Raw genomic sequence first — 16,184 nt, 5'->3', positions numbered from 1 at the left:
CGGACCGTTACAGCTCTTCTGCCACCGCGTCGGGCCCCAGCAGGTTCGGGTCGACGACGAGGTCTGTCTGGCGGCTGGCGAAGTCCGGCAGCGACCCCTCGGCGTAGACGACGACGCGCAGGTCGGGGTTGAGGTCCTTCGCGACCACGATGGAGGTGGCCTGGGACAGCTCCGTCAGGAGGTACACCTCGGCGTCCATGACGCCGGCCTCCTCCAGTCCGGGGCGGTTGCCCACGTCGGCGACGGTGACGGTGTGACCCTCGTTCTCTAGAGCCTCGCACATTCGTTCGGGGTCGTCCCCCACGAGGATGACGTTCATTCGTACTCGATGGTCGCGGGCGGTTTGTGTGTCACGTCGTAGACGACGCGGGCGACGTTCTCGTGGGCGCCCGTGATACGGCTCTGCATCCGCTGGAGGGTGTCCCAGTCCAGTTCCTGGGCGCGAGCGGTCATGCCGTCACGCGATTCGACCGACCGCACCGCAACGACCCAGCCGTGGACGCGGTTGTCGCCCTTGACACCGGTCGCCTTGCCGATGACGGCGGCGAGGGCCTGCCACGGCTCGTACTCCTCGAGTTCCTCCTCGACGACGTGGTTGGCCTCGCGAGCGACCTCCAGCTTCTCCTCGGTGACCTCGCCGATGATTCGGACGGCGAGTCCGGGGCCGGGGAACGGCATCCGCTCGGAGATTATCTCTTCGAGGTCGAGCGCGCGGGCCACTTCCCGCACTTCGTCCTTGTAGAGGTCCCGCATCGGCTCGACGATGCCGTCGAAGTCGATGCGTTCGGGGAGGCCGCCGACGTTGTGGTGGGACTTGATGGTCCCCTCGCTCTCGATGCGGTCGGGATAGATGGTCCCCTGGACCAGGTAGTCGGCGTCGACCTCGCGGGCGACCGTCTCGAACTCCCGGATGAACTGCTCGCCGATGATGTGGCGCTTCTCTTCGGGGTCGGTCTCGCCCTCGAGTTCCTCGAGGAAGCGATGTTTCGCGTCGACGATACGCAGCGAGTCCATGTAGTCGAAGGTCTCGCGAATCTCGTCGGTCTCGCCTTTCCGCATCAGCCCGGTGTCGACGTAGACGGCGGTGAGCTGGTCGCCGATGGCCTCGTAGGCCAGCGCGGCCGCAGTCGAAGAGTCCACGCCACCGGAGAGGCCGATGACGGCGTTCTTCTCGCCGACCTCGTCGGCGATCTCCTCGATTTTCTCCTCGATGAACTCCTCCGGGTTCACCATCAGTGGCTCACCTCCGTCTCGGCGTCGACGCCGTGTGGGTCCGCACCGATGACGGCCTCCAGCAGGCCGACGAAGGGCGGGCTCGCACGCGTCGGTCGGGAACGGAACTCGGGGTGGAACTGCGTCCCGATGAAGTAGGGGTGTTCCTCGGGCGCGAGTTCGAGTATCTCCATACGGTTGGCCGAGCGCCCGGAGAACTTCAGCCCGGCGGACTCCAGTTGCTCGAAGTACTCGGGATTGACCTCGTAGCGGTGACGGTGGCGTTCGGTACAGGAATCGTCGCCGTAGAGCTCGGCTGCCAGCGTCCCGGGCTCGATGTCGGTCTCGTGGGCGCCGAGCCGCATCGTCCCGCCCATGTCTTCGACCTCGTACTGCTCGGGGAGGATGTCGATGACGGGGTGGGGCGTCTCCTCGTCGAGTTCCGCGGAGTGAGCGCCCTCCAGCCCCAGCACGTTGCGGGCGTACTCGATGACCGCGAGCTGGAAGCCCAGACAGAGGCCCAGGTAGGGCACGTCGTTCTCGCGGGCGTACTGGATAGCGTCTATCTTGCCCTGGGTGCCACGGGTGCCAAAGCCGCCGGGGACGACGATAGCGTCGGCCTCGCGCATCCGGCTCTCGTGGTGGTCGGGCATCTTCTCGGAGTTGACCCACTCGACGTTGACGTCGACGTTCTTCTCCAGGCCGGCGTGTTTCAGCGCCTCGTGGACTGACATATAGGCGTCCTCGAGGTCGTACTTGCCGACCAGCGCGACGTCGACCTCGCCTTCGGTCTGCTGGGTGACGAGCTCACGCCAGCGGTTCTCCCGCTCGGCCTCGGGCAGGGCCTCGTCGGCGATGTCCAGTTGCTCCATGACGTACTGGTCCAGGCCTTCTTCCTCGACCATCAGCGGGACGTGGTAGATGTCGTCGACGTCGGGATTCGAGAAGACGGCGTCGGTGGGAACGTCACAGAACAGCGCGATTTTCTCCTTCGTGTCGATGTCGAGCTTGTCCGAACAGCGCCCGACCAGCACGTCCGGCTGGAGACCGATAGAGCGCAGTTCCTTCACGGAGTGCTGGGTCGGCTTGGTCTTCTGCTCGCCGTTCTTCGAGTACGGGACGAGCGTGACGTGGGTAAAGAGGATGTCGTCCTCGTCTTCCTCGTGGGCGAACTGGCGCAGGGCTTCGAGATAGGGCATCCCCTCGATGTCGCCGACGGTGCCGCCGACTTCGATGATACAGACGTCGTTGCCCTCGGCGGCCTCGCGGATGCGCCGCTTGATGTCGTCGGTGATATGCGGGATAATCTGGACCGTACGGCCCAGGTAGTCGCCGGCGCGCTCCTTCTCGATGACGTGCTGGTAGGTCTTCCCCGTGGTGACGTTGTGGTCGAACGTCATGTCGATGTCGAGGAACCGCTCGTAGTTCCCCAGGTCGAGGTCGACCTCGCCCCCGTCCTTGAGGACGTACACCTCACCGTGCTGGAAGGGGTTCATCGTCCCGGCGTCGACGTTGAGATACGGGTCAATCTTGACCGCGGTCACGTCGAACCCGGCGTTTTTCAGAAGGCGGCCCGTGCTTGCGGCGGTGATGCCCTTGCCCAGGCCAGACATCACGCCGCCGGTGACGAAGATGAACTTGCGACCCAGTTCCGGGTCGTAGTCCGTTTCGGGTTCGGTCGGCATACTGTCGGTGAATCCCGTGCCCTCAAAACGGTTTCGGAGCACGCCATCTTCGCCACTCGCTCGCACTGTCGCCCGAATCAGTGGCTACTTCGCGCGGTTGCGCCCGCCCGGTCGAAGCACCCGAGAGAGCAGTCCCGCTCGCTCGGCGGTCGGGTCGAACCGGAGGTACGCCAGCAACACGTCGCCGCGCTCGGTCAGGTGAACCGTCTTCTCGTGGACGTCGTGGACCAGTGCGCCCGACTCGACGAGTCGCGGAAGGTGTGTCTGATGCAGCGAAACGTAGACCGTCTTTCGTGCTCTCGCGCCGGCGTCTGTCCCGTGTTCGCCGGTGACTATCTCGTTCGTGACGTCGCCGACGGTCGCCTCCCCACCCAGCCGGTCGACGGCCCGGAGCAGCTCGCGACGGCGCCCCATCGACAGCAGCGTGAATATTCGGTCTTCCGTCAGTCCCTCGTCGTCTCGCTCCATTTCAGTACTCGGATCCACAGACACACCACGACTGGTCTATCACGACCGGCGCTATGAGTGTTCGTCCCAGGTACGGCCCCGATAAGAGCCATCTACCCCACGGTAAGGGGCTCAGACACGGCGGCTCAGGGCCCGGGTGACCGCGACCACCACCGCGAGTACGAGAGCGGAAAACGCCGCATCGCCCGTCGAGGCGCCGATGGCGAGAAACAGCGCGAGACCGGCCAGGAAGCCGGCAACGAGTGATACCGCGCCGTGGCTGGCCCGCTCGACGGCCGGCAGTCGGTTGGCCGTTGACATAGCCACCTATTGTGTCGTATATAACATAAATAGACGGCCGGCGATTGCCGGCCACCGTCACAGCCGCGCCGACAGGTAGCGGCCGACAAGCTCGCCGACCCGGCCCAGGTCACCCCGGAACTGGTGTGTCGCCGGCAGCCGCTCGACCGCGTGGCCCAGAGCTGTCGCGCGGTCGGCCACCGGTTCCCAGTCGACGGTGGTGTCGCGTTCGCCGACGAGCAGTTGCAGCGGACAGGCCACCGTATCGAGCACGCCGGGGTCGGCGGCCGGCGCCAGGACGGAACAGGCCGCGACTGTCGTATCGGCGCGGGCGGCCGCCCGCAGCGCCACGCCGCCGCCGAAGCTGTAGCCAAAGAGGCCGACGCTGTCGAAGCGGTCGGCGGCCCACGCGATGGCGTGCTCGGCGTCGGCAGTCTCGCCCTCGCCCTCGTCCCACTCACCGTAGTCGAAGCGGAGACAGGCCACGTCGGGGGCCAGCCCGTCGCTCACCGCCCGGAGCCGCGGGTCCGACCGGGAGCCGCCATGCTGGGGATGGGGCGGACAGGCCACGACCACGCTGTCTGTGTCGGGGCTGTCGACGGACGTCGGTTCTGCGTCCGTCCCTCCGTCGACGGACGTCGGTTCTGCGTCCGTCCCTCTGTCGACGGACGTCGGTTCTGCGTCCGTCCCTCTGTCGAGGCGCCCGCGGACATCGCGGCCGCCGGGTATCAGGATGGGGTCGCTCATGGCTTGGCTGTCGAGCGCGAGGCGCGTGTAGCTGTCGACATGGTACCCCACCCCATGAAAGAAGTTTAACGTTAGAGACCCGAACTGTGGAGCATGGGAATCCTCTCGCGCGCATCGTACGTCATCAGGTCGAAGGTAAACGCCGTCCTGAACCGCTCGGAAGACCCGACCGAGACGCTGGACTACAGCTACGAACAGCTCCGTGATGAACTGCAAGACGTCAAGCAGGGTATCGCGGACCTGACGACCCAGAAGAAACGTCTGGAGATTCAGAAACGCCGGCTCGAAGAGAACGTCGAGAAACACAACGACCAGGCCCGCCAGGCCGTCAAGCAGGACCGCGACGACCTCGCACGCCAGGCCCTGGAGAAGAAAAAACAGAAGATGAGCCAGATAGAGGAGCTGGAGGGCCAGATAAGCCAGCTCCAGTCCCAGCAGGACCAGCTGGTCGAGCAGAAAGACGAGCTCCAGCGCCAGATAGAGCAGTTCCGCACGAAAAAGGAGACGATGAAGGCTCGACACGAGGCCGCCAAGGCCTCGGTGCGGGTCAACGAGGCCATGACCGGTGCGGGCGACGAGATGGAGGACGTGAGCCGAGCGATAGAGCGCGCAGAGGAGCGCACCGAGGACATGGAGGCCCGCTCGCAGGCGATGGACGAGCTCCGGGAGGACGGCGCCCTGGAGACCCAGCTCGACGACCGCAGCCAGCTGGACAGAGAGCTGGAGGCGGTCCAGCAGGACGGGCAGGTCGACGCCGAACTCGACACGCTGAAAGCGGAGATGGGCGAGGAACGTGTGGATGACGCCGAGACGAGCGAGGACGGTGACGAGGAAGCCCTCGGGGCAGAGCTCGACGACGACGCCATCAGCGAAGTCGACGACAGCGAGGTCGAGGCCGAACTCGACGAGCTGAAAGAGGAGAAAAAATAATCGGGTCGGGCGCGGTTACCGACCGGCGAGGAAGGTGACCGCGGTGCGCTGCTGTTCGACTTCGGTCTCGAGGTGGTCGCGGAACGCCGCGAGGTCGATGCCTTTCTCCTCGCGCTCTTTCCGGTCGCGGACCGAGATGTCGCCGGCCGCCTCCTCGTTGTCGCCGATGATGAGCATGTAGGGCACCCGGTCGTCGTGGGCGACCTGAATCTTCTTGCCGACGGTCCAGGAGCGGTCCTCGATTTCGACGCGGAAGTCGTCGAGTTCCGCCTGTAGCTGCTCACAGTAGGGGATGTTGTCGTCGCTGACGGGGAGGATGCGGACCTGTTCCGGGGCGAGCCACGGCGGGAACTTCCCGTTGTAGTGCTCGGTCAGCACCATGAAGAAGCGCTCGTAGCTGCCATACAGCGCACGATGTATCATCACCGGGCGGTGGTCCTCGTTGTCCTCGCCGGTGTAGGTCAAATCGAACCGCTCGGGCATGTTGAAGTCCAGCTGGACCGTGGGGCCGTCCCAGTTGCGACCGAGGGCGTCCTCGAAGGCGAAGTCGATCTTCGGGCCGTAGAATGCGCCGTCGCCCTCCTCGACGACGTAGTCGATGTCCTGCTCTTCGAGGACGGACGCGAGCTGGTTCTCTGCTTTCTCCCAGATTTCGTCGCCGCCGACGCTCTTCTCGGGCCGGGTGGCGAACTGCACCGTGTAGTCGAGGTTGAACGTATCGAGCGTGTCGAGGATGATGTCGACCGTCGCCAGCACCTCCTGTTCTATCTGGTCGGGGCGGACGAACAGGTGGCCGTCGTCGATGGTGAAGGCCCACGTCCGGGAGAGCCCGGAGAGCTCGCCGCGCTGCTCTTTGCGGTAGACCTTGCCGTCCTCGAAGTACCGCACCGGGAGGTCACGGTAGGACCAGGACTTCTGGTCGAAGATAGTGGCATGTCCCGGGCAGTTCATCGGCTTGAGGCCGTACTCCTCGTCGTTGACCTCCAGCAGGAACATGTCGTCGACGTAGTTCTCGTAGTGGCCGGACTTCTTCCAGAGTTCGGTGCGGAAGACGTGGGGCGTCTCTATCTCGTCGTAGCCCGCGTCGCGGTTGAGCTGGCCGACGTAGTCGGAGAGCTCGTTGAGTATCTTCTTGCCGTTTGGCTCGTACAGCGGGAGCCCCGGGCCCGTGGTGTCGTCGATGGAGAACAGGTCCATCTCCTGGCCGATCTTCCGGTGGTCACGTTCCTGGGCCTTTTCGCGCATCTCGAGGTACTCCTCCAGCCCGTCCTCGGTCGGGAACGCCGTGCCGTAGACGCGGGTCAGCGTCTCGTTGTCCTCCTCGCCGCGCCAGAACGACGCGGAGATTTCCAGCAGCGCGAAGCCGCCGATTTCGCCGGTGGACTCGACGTGGGGGCCCTGACAGAGGTCGTAGAAGTCGTCCTGCTGGTAGAAGGAGACTGGGTCCTCGTCGGCGGCCTCGGTCTCGAGGATATCCTGTTTGAACTGGTTATCCTCGTAGCGGTCGAAGGCCTCCTCACGGGAGACCATCTCGCGTTCGATGTCGTAGTCGGCCTCGATGATGCGTTCGGCTTCGGCCTCGATATCCTCGAGGTCGTCCTCGTCTAAGTCGACGCCGGTGATGTCGTAGTAGAAGCCGTCGTCGGTCCACGGTCCGATTGTCAGTGTCGATTCGGGGAACTCCCGCTGGAGGGCCTGGGCGAAGACGTGGGCTGCCGAGTGGCGCAACACGTCGGCGTACTCGTCGCTCTGGGGTGTGACGATGACCAGTTCGACGTCCTCGGTGAGAGGAGTGTGTTTGTCGACCAAGTCGCCGTCGACGACGCCCGCGACGGTGTCCGAACCGAGGCCCGGCCCGATTTCGTAGGCGACGTCCTCGACCGTGCTGCCGTCGTCCATCGAGAGCGTGGACCCGTCGGGCAGTGTGACCGTGACCGTACTCATACCCCACGCTACGACAGCGGCCGGGGATAAGTGTATTGAGATGGTGGCGCGGTCCCACAGGAACGCAGTGAGGGCGGGGGCTCGATGGCGAGCGGAGCGAGTCAGCGGCGGTCCTCCGCGTACCGAAGTAAATGTGGGCGTATGGAAACGCAGTACCGCTACGTTATCAGGGCGGGCTCCTCGGTGTCGCGCTCCTCGGAGTCGTCGTCTTCGGGCTCGAATTCCATCGCCGAGGTGGGGGTCAGGGGCGTGGTCCGTCGGAGCGGCTCGAAGGTCGTCGGCTCCCCCGCCGCCAGCTCGTCGAGGCGGTCGTCGACGCTACGGACCGCCTCGCCGTCGTGGTGGGGCGTCACACAGCGGAGGTCACCGTCGCGGTATTCGGCCAGCAACACGGCGGGGAGACGGAGCGCCCGGTAGTGGGCGTCGGCCAGTGAGTCGTCCACTGTGCAAAGTTCCATCGCCGGCGCGAGCGAGCAGTCGTTTCGCTTCGCCCACGCCTGGAACGCGGCCAGACGGGTGACGAGTAACGCACCGACCGCGGTCCGGGTCGCGGCGACCGACGCGGGGACCTGGTGCCCACACACCTGTACCTGCCGCTCCCCGACGACACCGTCCTCGATGAGGTCGTCGACCCGGTCCAGCGTGGCCGCCTGCTGCTGGCTGTACCCCTCCGGGAGCAGCGACCGGACGTATAGCTCTGCCCGGTCAGCCACCGGCTGTCGCTCCCCGTGCATGGTAGTAACTAGCAAGGATTGCCGGAAGCAAAAGTGTATGGCATGAGTAGCGAGGGTCCGACCGAAGGGAGGACCCTCGAAGCGGAGCGGGGAGGAACGACCCGCGGAGCAGTGGCGAGGTCGACCTACGGGAGGACTCGTAACGGAACGGCGAACGCAATGAGCCGTGGAGTAGCGAGGTCGACGGCCATGCGGTGTGCCAACAGGGAGTACTATGTACCGTCGGGACGCAGTTTCACGGGATGTACGACAACGTACTGGTCGCGACCGACGGGAGTTCCGGGACGACGGAGACGCTTTCCCACGCCGTCTCCATCGCCCGCGACAACGACGCCGTGTTGCACGGGCTCTACGTCGTCGACCGGCGGCTGGTGCTGGCCGCCGAGAAGGACACGCAGGACGACGTGCGACAGTCCTTAGAGGAGGAAGGTGAGGTCGCGCTCGACGACATCGGTGTCGGCGGCGAGGAAGCCGGGCTCGACGTCGAGACGCGGATGGAGGAAGGTATTCCCCACAAGGCCATCGTCGACTACGCGGAATCGGCGGCTATCGACCTCGTCGTGATGGGCACCCACGGACGCACCGGCCGGGACCGGGTGGCCAACCTGGGCAGTGTCACGGAGCGCGTCGTCGAGAGCTCGCCGGTCCCCGTCCTCGTGGTCCACATCGACTAATACTGCCGGCTGTAAGTTCGTAAAGATATTCGCCACCCGCGGGGGCGAATTACTTCAGTTTGTTACAGCCGGCAGTATGAGCAGGACTGCTGTCACGGTTTCCGGTGTCCGGCGGGAACAAGAGAGCAGTCCCGCTGTGACCAGTTTCATGACTGATACTGTTGGCATCAGTCATTTATGAGGGCGTTGCCAACTCAGGGCAGATAACCACATGTCCGTCCCGACAGGCAGTGAGACCCTAGACAGCATCCTCGACGGCGGACTCCCCGAGGGCCGGACGGTACTGGTCACCGGCGGCCCGGGAACGGGGAAATCGACGCTGGCCATGCAGTTCCTGGCCGAAGGAGTGGCACGAGACGAGGACTGTCTGTACATCAGCACCGAACAGACCTTCGACGAACTGTCCGACGCCTTCGAGGAGTTCGCCTTTGACCTCCACGACGACAACCTCACGGTCACGTCGCTGCATGCGACCCCGGGCCAGACCGTCGAGGGCGGTGACGGTCGCGAACTCACGCTCGAAACTCTCGAAGGCGGGAAGATGCTGGGCGGGGACTACTCCGCGCCCTTCGAGTCCCAGTATATCACGCAGTACCTCGAACGGTTCGCGCCCGCGGACCGCGTGGTGCTCGACTCCGTTTCGGGGCTGTCGGCTATCGGCGAGGACCAGGACGTGTTCCGGCGCACACTGTTAGATTTCATCCGCCTGCTGAACGACGAGTTCGGCGCGACGGCGCTGTTTACCGCCGAGGAGTCCCAGCCCGACCTCAATCAGAACGACGTCAAGACCGTCGCCGCGAGCGACGCCGTCCAGTTCAACACCCACGGCGTGCTCCGGCTCTGGCGGGAGAACGTCGGTGGCGACTACCACCGGTTCCTGGAGGTGGTGAAGATGCGCGGCGTCGACCACGACACCCGCGTCCACGAGGTGAGCTTCACCCACGAGGGGCTGCGTATCTCGCCGCGACTGCGGACCCACCCGGGGGAGTTCGTCCCCTCGGATCACATGTCCACAGGCATCGACGGCCTCGACCGACTCATGGGCGGCGGTGTCGTCAAGGGCGGCACCCTGCTGCTGGAACACGACGGCCAGGCCAGCCCCCACTCCATCCTGACGAACCTCATGGTGCAGGCCCGCGAGGAGGGGATGCCTATCACCATCATCCCGCCCGTCGAACTGCCGCCCAAGCGGCTGCGGACTATCATCGACGAGCGAATCGGCGACATGGAGGAGTTGCTGGCGAACGACCAGCTCTTTCTCGTCGACTTCGCCAACATCTGGGAGAACACCAAGCGCAACGTGTTCAAACCGCAGGAACACGACACCGACAACCCCGCGTCGGTCTTCCGGACCATCGACGAGCGCCGGGGCGACGCGCCCATGTTCAGCATCCTCAACGTCGAGGCCCAGCTCCCCGTCCTGACCGACGACGAGCTCCGGCAGATACGGTTCTGGGAGGAGGAGAACCTCTACCAGCCCGAAGACACCTCGATGTATCTGTTCAACCCACAGTCGCTCGACGAGGAACTCGCCGCGTTCTACGAGAACGGCGCCTGGCAGACCCTGGAGACGTGGGTGACCGACAAGGGACTGCAGTATCTCGAACTCCAGAAGTCACCCAGCGGATTTATGGGGTCGACTCGCCTCGTCGAGTACATCGAAGAAGAACCCTATATGCGAATCCAGCAACCACCTGGCGCCGGTAGTACCGAGACGACCCTCGACGACGGGGGACAGTGATGCCGACCGACAGCCCAGCACCCGGGACGAACGTCATCGTGATGGCCCCCTCCCTCAGTGACGAGAAACGGGCGACGTGTCTCGACCTGCAGGGTGCCGGCCCGCCCAGCCGCCTCGACGTGTTGCACATCACCTACTCGGGTACCCCGGCGGACCTCGTCGACCAGTGGCGCGACCACCACGGCGACTTGCCGGGGCGGATGGGTATCGTCGTCGTCGGCGACCAGCCCGGCCAGCAACCAGGTGGTGAGAGCGTCCCCGAGAACGTCTTCGTTACGACGGCAAATCCGAACGACATCACCGGCCTGGGGATGCGGCTCAACAACTATCTCAACGACCACGACGACGACAGCCAGCTCGTCGTCTGCATGGACTCGATGACCGAGATGTTGCAGTTCGCGGACATGCAGCCCGTCTTCAAGTTCCTCCATATGTTCGCCGGCCAGCTCCGGGACGCCGACGCCGTCGCTCACTTCCATCTGGACCCCGGCGCTCACGACGACCAGACAGTCAGTCGCCTGAAGCCGCTGTTCGACGAGGCCGTCAACCTGAGCTAACAGTTTCACTTTCGCCACGCGGCCATGGCCGTCGCTTTTCTCAGAGCCGGCGGTAGTTCGGGTGCGTCCGCCGGGCAGCCCCCGCGGGCGTCCACCATGTCCCCAAACCAGTCAGAGTCCCCGACCCAGTCAGAGACAGAATCGACCGTAGCGTCCCTCAGACGACGTCTCGCTCTCCTGAAGCAGGTCGTGACGATACTGCTCGCACTGGCGACGCTCGCGAAGATGGCCGGCTGGCTGTGATCAGCGGGCCTGGCTCGCGAGGAAGCCGACGCCGGCGACGAGTACGACCACGCCGGCCAGTAACAAGTCGCCGTTCCCGAACAGCGGCCCGGCCACCAGCAGCGCCCACGCGACGGCGAAGACGCCGTGAGCAATCGCGAAAAGCCGCCGGCCCCGCAGGGCGAAGACGACGGTCCCAAGCGTGAACGCGGCAGTGAGCGTTACAGCTGAGAGCGCGACGGGGCTGACCCGGAGTCCGCCAATCGGGACCGGGGCGACGACCGGCGCGGCGAGAAAGAGCAGTCCCGCTAGGCCGACCAGCAACCCGACGGCGACCGGTCCGGCTTCGAGGTCCAGTTCGGTCATACGAGCCGGTAGCTCCCGTCGGACTCGCTGACCTGGCCGGCCCGCACGAGCTTTTCGAGCGCGCGCCGGGTGTAGTCCGCCGGGACATCGCGCTCTGTGGCGTAGGCGACCACGTCCGCCTCGGTCGGCTCGTCCAGCTCGCGCAGGGCCTGCAGGACAGTCTCTTTCCGGCTGGCCCCGCCACCGGACCCCTGGTCTGCCCGGTCGCCGGCCGACGCGACGGCCTCGCTGTCGATACCCGACGCTTCGAGGTAGGTCTCGTCGTCGACGCCCGCATCGTCGACCTGCCGGTCCATCTCGGCGAACGAATCCAGTTCCGCAAAGGCGTCGCCGTGGCCCTGTCGGTTGGCGAGCATCGACGAGCGCACCTCGCGGGCGTGGTCCTCGTCGTCGGTCTCGACGAACTTTCGGCGTTTGGCGTGCTGGCGACGCCCCCCACAGCGGGGACACTGACTCGTCTCGGGGCGGCCTTCGAGGACCCAGAGGGCGCTGCACTCGCTACAGCCGACGACCGCGTACATGGGCGCGGCTATGGCTCGTTCGGGGTTGAACGTTCGGATTGCGGCGTGGCACGGGCTGTCGCATCGGCTGCCGGGACAGTACATTTACAGCCACCGATGGTGACGAGGTGATATGGACTGGTCGCGGGAGTGGCTCAGCGCCCGGGCGACGATACTGCTGCCGACGCTCGTCGCGGTGCTATCCTTCGTCACTGGTGTCGCGAACATCACCTCCCCCATCAGCGGCGTCCTGGGGACCGCCATCCCGGAGAGCTTCCAGCTAGCCGCCGGGTTCACCGGCGCGCTGACGGGGTTTACGCTGCTCGTGAGCGTGGCGGGGCTGCGCAAGCGGCTGCGGGCCGCGTGGTATCTGACCGTCGTCTTGCTCCCGGTGTCGGCGCTGCAGGGTATCGTCCAGTCGTCGCCGCTGTCGGCGCCGCTGGTCGTCCTCTCGCTGGTGTCGCTGCCGACGCTGCTGGTCAACCGCCACCGCTTCGACCGCGAGTTCGACCTCTCGACGGCCCAGCTCGCCGCCGGGGCGGCGCTGCTCGGTGCGCAGGTGTACGGCACCGTCGGCACGTGGGCGCTGCGCGAGGAGTTCAACGGGGTCGCGACGCTCACCGACGCCTTCTACTACACGCTCGTCACAGCCAGTACGGTCGGCTACGGCGACGTGACGCCGGCGACCGACCGGGCGACACTGTTCGGGATGTCGGTGGTGCTGCTGGGGACGGCCAGCTTCGCCATCGCGCTGGGGACCCTGCTGGGGCCCGCCATCGAGAAACGCCTCTCGGAGGCACTCGGAAACATGACTGATGCACAACTGGACCTGCTCGAGAACCACGTGGTGGTTCTGGGCTACGGCGACCTGACCGAACCGATAATCGACGAACTGGTGGACGCGACCGACTTCGTGGTTGTGACGCCGGACCAGGAGAAGGCAGCTCGGCTGCAACAGCGGGACATCGCCGTGCTCACCGACGACCCGAGCGACGAGGCCCCACTGCTTCGGGCGGGCATCGACGACGCGCGAGCGGTCGTCGCGGCCACGAACGACGACGCCCAGGACGCGTTAGCCATCCTGACCGCCCGGGCGCTCAACAGCGACCTGAACATCGTCGCCGCCGCGACCGACCGCGAGAACGTCGAGAAACTCCGCCGTGCGGGCGCCGACACCGTCATCAGCCCGGCGGTAATCGGCGGGCACCTGCTGGTCCAGTCGGCACTGGGCCGGGAGGGGATGGAGAGCGTCGCCGACCACCTGCTAGAGGTCGAGGACGGCGGCGACCTGTAGCGAGGGCGGCGCCCAGCGCCGACCTCGAAGCGAACCGGCGAGCGAAGTGAGCCGGAGAGCAGTAGCGAGACGATGAGCGAAGCGAGGGGCGTGCGTAGCACGGCCCTCGATGCGGAACGGGGAACAAGTGACCCGAGGAGCGAATCGTCTCGAATTGCGAACGGCGAACAGAGTGAGCCGTGAGCAGTAGCGAGGGCGGCGCCCAGCGCCGACCTCGAAGCGAACCGGCGAGCGAAGTGAGCCGGAGAGCAGTAGCGAGGGCGGACGCGTTTTCAGTGACTCCGGTCGACGATAGCGACGTCCGTCTCGAGGTCGTCCAGGCGCTCGAACGTCGGCGGCGTGATGAAGCGGGAGGCCGCGCTACGGTCCTGGCTCGCCCCGATGATGACAAGGTCGTACTCCGGGCTCGCCCGGCCCAGAAACGAGTGGATGTCGGTGCCGCTGACGCGGGTCTCGATATCGCCGACGAACGGTTCGGCGAGGTCGGCAAGCATCGACTCGGCGCGACGGCGGTCCCCGCTGTCGCCGATGCAGGTCGCGACCGCGACACGCCCGCTCCCGCCGGCGAGCCGGACGGCGAAATCGACCATGTGGTGGGCCACGTCGCTGGCCCGTCTGACCGGGACCAGTACCCGCCGCCAGCGGGTGCGGCCGTTGCGCGAGCGGTGGACGAGCACGTCCGACCGACCGCGGAACAGCTCCCGGAGATACGTCGTCAAGGCGCCGTGTTCGCTCTCGTATGGCGCCGCGATGAGGTCGCAGTTCGTCGACTCGGCGGCCTGCAGCGTCGTCGCCGCCGCCGACTCCTCGCCGGTCGCGACGACGACCTGACAGGGGACGCCGACCCGCGTCTCGATGGTCGCAGCGCGAGACTCCAGCCGTTCGACCCGCTCGCGGACCGCGTCGCTCACCTGGTCGGTTTTATTCACGCCGCCCGCCTCGACGGTACCGGCTTCGACGCCGCCGTTCAGCATCGCTCGTTCCGTCTCGGCGGCGCCCGTGTCACTGACGATATCCAGCAACACTACCTTGCCGGCCTCGTGGGCCGCGGCCAGACGCGCGCCGAGCATCGCCGTCGCGTGGGCGTGCTCGCCACGCATCGGGACCAGCACGTGGTCGTCACCGGTGGTCGACTCGTACAGCACGGTCGCCCGGCGGTCGTAGAAGCGGTTGCGCCAGACGACGAAGACGACGGCGACGATGGAACTCGCGAGGAAGATGCTCCCGAGGAAGGTCAGCCGCTGGGTCGGCTGGACCAGCAGCGCCAGCAGCGCCGTCGAGTACGCAGAGGGCTCCTCGATGTCGAATGGCCACGTGATGAGCCCCGTCGCGAGCGTCGCGAGCACCGCCGCCCCGGCAGCCACCTGAAACTGTCCCGAGGGAAGCGTGAGCACCGCTGTCGCCACCCACAACGCCCCCAGCCCGCAGGCCGCGCCGATGGTCAGCCCCGCGACGAACTGCACGGGGTCGGCGTACTTCCCGCGCGGGTCCACGAACAGCGTGTAACTGCCCGAGGCCAGCGGCGGAAAGAGCAGGAAGGAAAGCTGCGGAACGGCGTTCGACAGCAGCGTCACCAGCCCGATGAGCAGCGGGACAAAGACGAGCACCGAGAGGTGGACGAGCCGGTCGGTCGTCTCCGCCCAGCGGCGAAACTCCCGTAGCTCTCGCCGCTCGGCGCGGCGGAGCCGGCCCAGGAGGGCGCGGACACGCTGGACGAACTCCTCGAACATATCTATGCCTGGGACTCGGCCATCCTAAGCACACCGGCCACGGTCCGTTGCAGTCTGTGATTCAGAGCGTCGTCGCAGCGGTCAGCGCGATGTCGATGGCTCGCTCTACGTTGTTCTTCGCTTTCTCGGGGAGTTCGTCGGCGTCGGTCTCGCCCTTCTGGGTCCCCTCGACGAGGTTCCCGTCGACCGTACAGATAGCGCCGGCGGCCAGCCCCTTCCGGCGGGCCAGCGAGAAGATGGCGGCGGCCTCCATCTCGACACACTGCAGCCCGGCGGCCTCCCAGGCGTCGACGTATGCCTCGGTCTCGGCGTAGAAGGCGTCGTCCGTCGCGACGGGGCCGACGTGTACGTCTTCGCCGTTCGCTTCCGCCGCGTCCACGAGCGCCGAGAGCACGTCGTAGTCCGGGACCGCGGGGACGGCTTTGTCCTCGTAGCGCTCCGTGGTCCCCTCGTCCTTCGCGGCGCCGGTGGCGACGACCATGTCACCGATGTCGATGCCGGACTGGAGGGCACCGGTCGTGCCCACGCGGACGAACGTCTCACAGCCGACGGCCGCGAGTTCCTCGACGGCGATTGCGGCCGACGGCGAGCCGATACCGGTCGAACAGATGGTCAGGTCCCGTCCCTCGTAGGTCGCGTTGACGAGCTTGTACTCGCGGTTCTGTGCGACGACCTCGCTGTCCTCGCAGTGACCGGCGATGCGGTCGACGCGGCCGGGGTCGCCCGGCAGCAAGACGAGGTCGTGGAGGTCGCCCGGTTCCACCAGCAGATGGGGCTGTTTAGCCATGGGGGCCGTTCGACGCCGGGGGGTAAAACCGGCGGGGATTCTCCGGAACAATGAGGTGGGTGCGTCGCAACACCCCAGCTATGAGCGACGATATCTCTCTGTTTCACCCGCGAATGCGAAAACCGGCCATCTACGCAGCGGTGTTCGGATTGATTCTCGGCTTCCTGGCCATCAAGGGCCAGCGTATCGCGACCGGTGGGGGCCAGCCGTGGGTTCTCGTGGCCCCCTACGCGATTCTGTCCGCAGCGTTCCTCTACGGAATCATGTACCGGAACCTCTCCCAGCACCTGTCACAGGAGGAGTGACGACTCCAG

General features: G+C 66.2%; 19 protein-coding genes. 7 read left to right on the top strand and 12 right to left on the bottom strand.

Features of this window, described 5'->3' with window-relative positions; all coding sequences use genetic code 11:
- Positions 1-7 precede the first annotated feature (7 nt).
- From EGD98_RS14510 to EGD98_RS14485, 6 genes are all read right to left on the bottom strand, one after another.
- A complete protein-coding gene (locus tag EGD98_RS14510; protein ID WP_220589078.1) occupies positions 8-319 on the bottom strand; it encodes a DUF7126 family protein in 312 nt (103 codons plus the stop codon).
- Positions 316-1,233, bottom strand: a complete 918-nt coding sequence (guaA, locus tag EGD98_RS14505) for a glutamine-hydrolyzing GMP synthase (protein WP_220589077.1) — start codon at positions 1,231-1,233, stop codon at positions 316-318. Before guaA ends, EGD98_RS14510 begins: the two co-directional genes overlap by 4 nt.
- Positions 1,233-2,897, bottom strand: a complete 1,665-nt coding sequence (locus EGD98_RS14500) for a CTP synthase (RefSeq protein ID WP_220589076.1) — start codon at positions 2,895-2,897, stop codon at positions 1,233-1,235. The genes guaA and EGD98_RS14500 overlap by 1 nt, the downstream gene beginning before the upstream one ends.
- 84 nt (positions 2,898-2,981) lie before the next feature.
- On the bottom strand, positions 2,982-3,365 hold the full coding sequence (locus tag EGD98_RS14495; RefSeq protein ID WP_220589075.1) for a DUF7344 domain-containing protein: 384 nt from the start codon (positions 3,363-3,365) through the stop codon (positions 2,982-2,984).
- Positions 3,366-3,476: 111 nt separating this feature from the next.
- The gene (locus tag EGD98_RS14490; RefSeq protein WP_220589074.1) at positions 3,477-3,665 is read right to left on the bottom strand and encodes a hypothetical protein; all 189 of its coding nucleotides are present in this window, start codon (positions 3,663-3,665) and stop codon (positions 3,477-3,479) included.
- Between the two features lie 57 nt (positions 3,666-3,722).
- A complete protein-coding gene (locus EGD98_RS14485; RefSeq protein ID WP_220589073.1) occupies positions 3,723-4,391 on the bottom strand; it encodes an alpha/beta hydrolase in 669 nt (222 codons plus the stop codon).
- 93 nt (positions 4,392-4,484) lie between these two features.
- On the opposite strand from EGD98_RS14485, the gene EGD98_RS14480 reads away from it, so the two are divergent.
- On the top strand, positions 4,485-5,321 hold the full coding sequence (locus EGD98_RS14480; protein WP_220589072.1) for a PspA/IM30 family protein: 837 nt from the start codon (positions 4,485-4,487) through the stop codon (positions 5,319-5,321).
- Positions 5,322-5,336: 15 nt separating this feature from the next.
- Here the strand turns inward: EGD98_RS14480 and thrS are convergent, their stop codons facing one another.
- Together thrS and EGD98_RS14470 are read right to left on the bottom strand one after the other, a co-directional pair.
- Positions 5,337-7,265, bottom strand: a complete 1,929-nt coding sequence (gene thrS / locus EGD98_RS14475; RefSeq protein ID WP_220589071.1) for a threonine--tRNA ligase — start codon at positions 7,263-7,265, stop codon at positions 5,337-5,339.
- 158 nt (positions 7,266-7,423) lie between these two features.
- Positions 7,424-7,999 (bottom strand): HTH domain-containing protein, encoded by a 576-nt coding sequence (locus tag EGD98_RS14470; RefSeq protein ID WP_220589070.1) that lies wholly within the window; start codon positions 7,997-7,999, stop codon positions 7,424-7,426.
- Between the two features lie 242 nt (positions 8,000-8,241).
- On the opposite strand from EGD98_RS14470, the gene EGD98_RS14465 reads away from it, so the two are divergent.
- The 4 genes from EGD98_RS14465 to EGD98_RS14450 all read left to right on the top strand — a co-directional run bounded on the left by EGD98_RS14465 (position 8,242) and on the right by EGD98_RS14450 (position 11,214).
- A complete protein-coding gene (locus EGD98_RS14465) occupies positions 8,242-8,673 on the top strand; it encodes a universal stress protein (protein ID WP_220589069.1) in 432 nt (143 codons plus the stop codon).
- 211 nt (positions 8,674-8,884) lie between these two features.
- Positions 8,885-10,414, top strand: coding sequence for a DUF7125 family protein (locus EGD98_RS14460; protein ID WP_220589068.1), 1,530 nt, complete (start codon positions 8,885-8,887; stop codon positions 10,412-10,414).
- The gene (locus EGD98_RS14455) at positions 10,414-10,971 is read left to right on the top strand and encodes a DUF7504 family protein (protein ID WP_220589067.1); all 558 of its coding nucleotides are present in this window, start codon (positions 10,414-10,416) and stop codon (positions 10,969-10,971) included. The genes EGD98_RS14460 and EGD98_RS14455 overlap by 1 nt, the downstream gene beginning before the upstream one ends.
- Before the next feature lie 96 nt (positions 10,972-11,067).
- Positions 11,068-11,214: a hypothetical protein gene (locus tag EGD98_RS14450; RefSeq protein ID WP_220589066.1), complete on the top strand. Its 147-nt coding sequence runs from the start codon at positions 11,068-11,070 to the stop codon at positions 11,212-11,214.
- On the opposite strand, the gene EGD98_RS14445 is transcribed toward EGD98_RS14450, so the two are convergent.
- Positions 11,215-11,559, bottom strand: a complete 345-nt coding sequence (locus EGD98_RS14445) for a hypothetical protein (RefSeq protein ID WP_220589065.1) — start codon at positions 11,557-11,559, stop codon at positions 11,215-11,217.
- Positions 11,556-12,080: a DUF5817 domain-containing protein gene (locus tag EGD98_RS14440; protein ID WP_220589064.1), complete on the bottom strand. Its 525-nt coding sequence runs from the start codon at positions 12,078-12,080 to the stop codon at positions 11,556-11,558. Before EGD98_RS14440 ends, EGD98_RS14445 begins: the two co-directional genes overlap by 4 nt.
- A gap of 112 nt (positions 12,081-12,192) precedes the next feature.
- Between EGD98_RS14440 and EGD98_RS14435 the strand changes: the two genes are divergently transcribed.
- Positions 12,193-13,353 (top strand): NAD-binding protein, encoded by a 1,161-nt coding sequence (locus EGD98_RS14435; RefSeq protein ID WP_220589063.1) that lies wholly within the window; start codon positions 12,193-12,195, stop codon positions 13,351-13,353.
- 272 nt (positions 13,354-13,625) lie between these two features.
- Here EGD98_RS14435 and EGD98_RS14430 read toward each other — a convergent pair whose 3' ends face one another.
- Both EGD98_RS14430 and EGD98_RS14425 read right to left on the bottom strand, forming a co-directional pair.
- On the bottom strand, positions 13,626-15,083 hold the full coding sequence (locus EGD98_RS14430; protein ID WP_220589062.1) for an HPP family protein: 1,458 nt from the start codon (positions 15,081-15,083) through the stop codon (positions 13,626-13,628).
- A 61-nt stretch (positions 15,084-15,144) separates the two neighbouring features.
- Positions 15,145-15,870, bottom strand: coding sequence for a guanosine phosphorylase (locus EGD98_RS14425; protein WP_220589061.1), 726 nt, complete (start codon positions 15,868-15,870; stop codon positions 15,145-15,147).
- Between the two features lie 80 nt (positions 15,871-15,950).
- On the opposite strand from EGD98_RS14425, the gene EGD98_RS14420 reads away from it, so the two are divergent.
- Complete coding sequence (locus EGD98_RS14420) at positions 15,951-16,175, top strand: hypothetical protein (RefSeq protein ID WP_220589060.1); 225 nt, start codon at positions 15,951-15,953, stop codon at positions 16,173-16,175.
- Positions 16,176-16,184 lie beyond the last annotated feature (9 nt).

This window comes from Haloarcula salinisoli (genome assembly GCF_019599405.1).
Classification (GTDB): Archaea; Halobacteriota; Halobacteria; order Halobacteriales; family Haloarculaceae; genus Haloarcula; species Haloarcula salinisoli.
The sequence above is the reverse complement of the archived record's forward strand: the minus strand, read 5'-3'. Positions and strand labels throughout refer to the sequence as shown.

What these genes read in the sequence shown, in the direction of transcription:
- EGD98_RS14510 (WP_220589078.1), bottom strand. Translation starts at nt 319, where the DNA reads ATGAACGTCATCCTCGTGGGGGACGACCCCGAACGAATGTGCGAGGCT.
- guaA (WP_220589077.1), bottom strand. Translation starts at nt 1,233, where the DNA reads ATGGTGAACCCGGAGGAGTTCATCGAGGAGAAAATCGAGGAGATCGCC.
- EGD98_RS14500 (WP_220589076.1), bottom strand. Translation starts at nt 2,897, where the DNA reads ATGCCGACCGAACCCGAAACGGACTACGACCCGGAACTGGGTCGCAAG.
- EGD98_RS14495 (WP_220589075.1), bottom strand. Translation starts at nt 3,365, where the DNA reads ATGGAGCGAGACGACGAGGGACTGACGGAAGACCGAATATTCACGCTG.
- EGD98_RS14490 (WP_220589074.1), bottom strand. Translation starts at nt 3,665, where the DNA reads ATGTCAACGGCCAACCGACTGCCGGCCGTCGAGCGGGCCAGCCACGGC.
- EGD98_RS14485 (WP_220589073.1), bottom strand. Translation starts at nt 4,391, where the DNA reads ATGAGCGACCCCATCCTGATACCCGGCGGCCGCGATGTCCGCGGGCGC.
- EGD98_RS14480 (WP_220589072.1), top strand. Translation starts at nt 4,485, where the DNA reads ATGGGAATCCTCTCGCGCGCATCGTACGTCATCAGGTCGAAGGTAAAC.
- thrS (WP_220589071.1), bottom strand. Translation starts at nt 7,265, where the DNA reads ATGAGTACGGTCACGGTCACACTGCCCGACGGGTCCACGCTCTCGATG.
- EGD98_RS14470 (WP_220589070.1), bottom strand. Translation starts at nt 7,999, where the DNA reads ATGCACGGGGAGCGACAGCCGGTGGCTGACCGGGCAGAGCTATACGTC.
- EGD98_RS14465 (WP_220589069.1), top strand. Translation starts at nt 8,242, where the DNA reads ATGTACGACAACGTACTGGTCGCGACCGACGGGAGTTCCGGGACGACG.
- EGD98_RS14460 (WP_220589068.1), top strand. Translation starts at nt 8,885, where the DNA reads ATGTCCGTCCCGACAGGCAGTGAGACCCTAGACAGCATCCTCGACGGC.
- EGD98_RS14455 (WP_220589067.1), top strand. Translation starts at nt 10,414, where the DNA reads ATGCCGACCGACAGCCCAGCACCCGGGACGAACGTCATCGTGATGGCC.
- EGD98_RS14450 (WP_220589066.1), top strand. Translation starts at nt 11,068, where the DNA reads ATGTCCCCAAACCAGTCAGAGTCCCCGACCCAGTCAGAGACAGAATCG.
- EGD98_RS14445 (WP_220589065.1), bottom strand. Translation starts at nt 11,559, where the DNA reads ATGACCGAACTGGACCTCGAAGCCGGACCGGTCGCCGTCGGGTTGCTG.
- EGD98_RS14440 (WP_220589064.1), bottom strand. Translation starts at nt 12,080, where the DNA reads ATGTACGCGGTCGTCGGCTGTAGCGAGTGCAGCGCCCTCTGGGTCCTC.
- EGD98_RS14435 (WP_220589063.1), top strand. Translation starts at nt 12,193, where the DNA reads ATGGACTGGTCGCGGGAGTGGCTCAGCGCCCGGGCGACGATACTGCTG.
- EGD98_RS14430 (WP_220589062.1), bottom strand. Translation starts at nt 15,083, where the DNA reads ATGTTCGAGGAGTTCGTCCAGCGTGTCCGCGCCCTCCTGGGCCGGCTC.
- EGD98_RS14425 (WP_220589061.1), bottom strand. Translation starts at nt 15,870, where the DNA reads ATGGCTAAACAGCCCCATCTGCTGGTGGAACCGGGCGACCTCCACGAC.
- EGD98_RS14420 (WP_220589060.1), top strand. Translation starts at nt 15,951, where the DNA reads ATGAGCGACGATATCTCTCTGTTTCACCCGCGAATGCGAAAACCGGCC.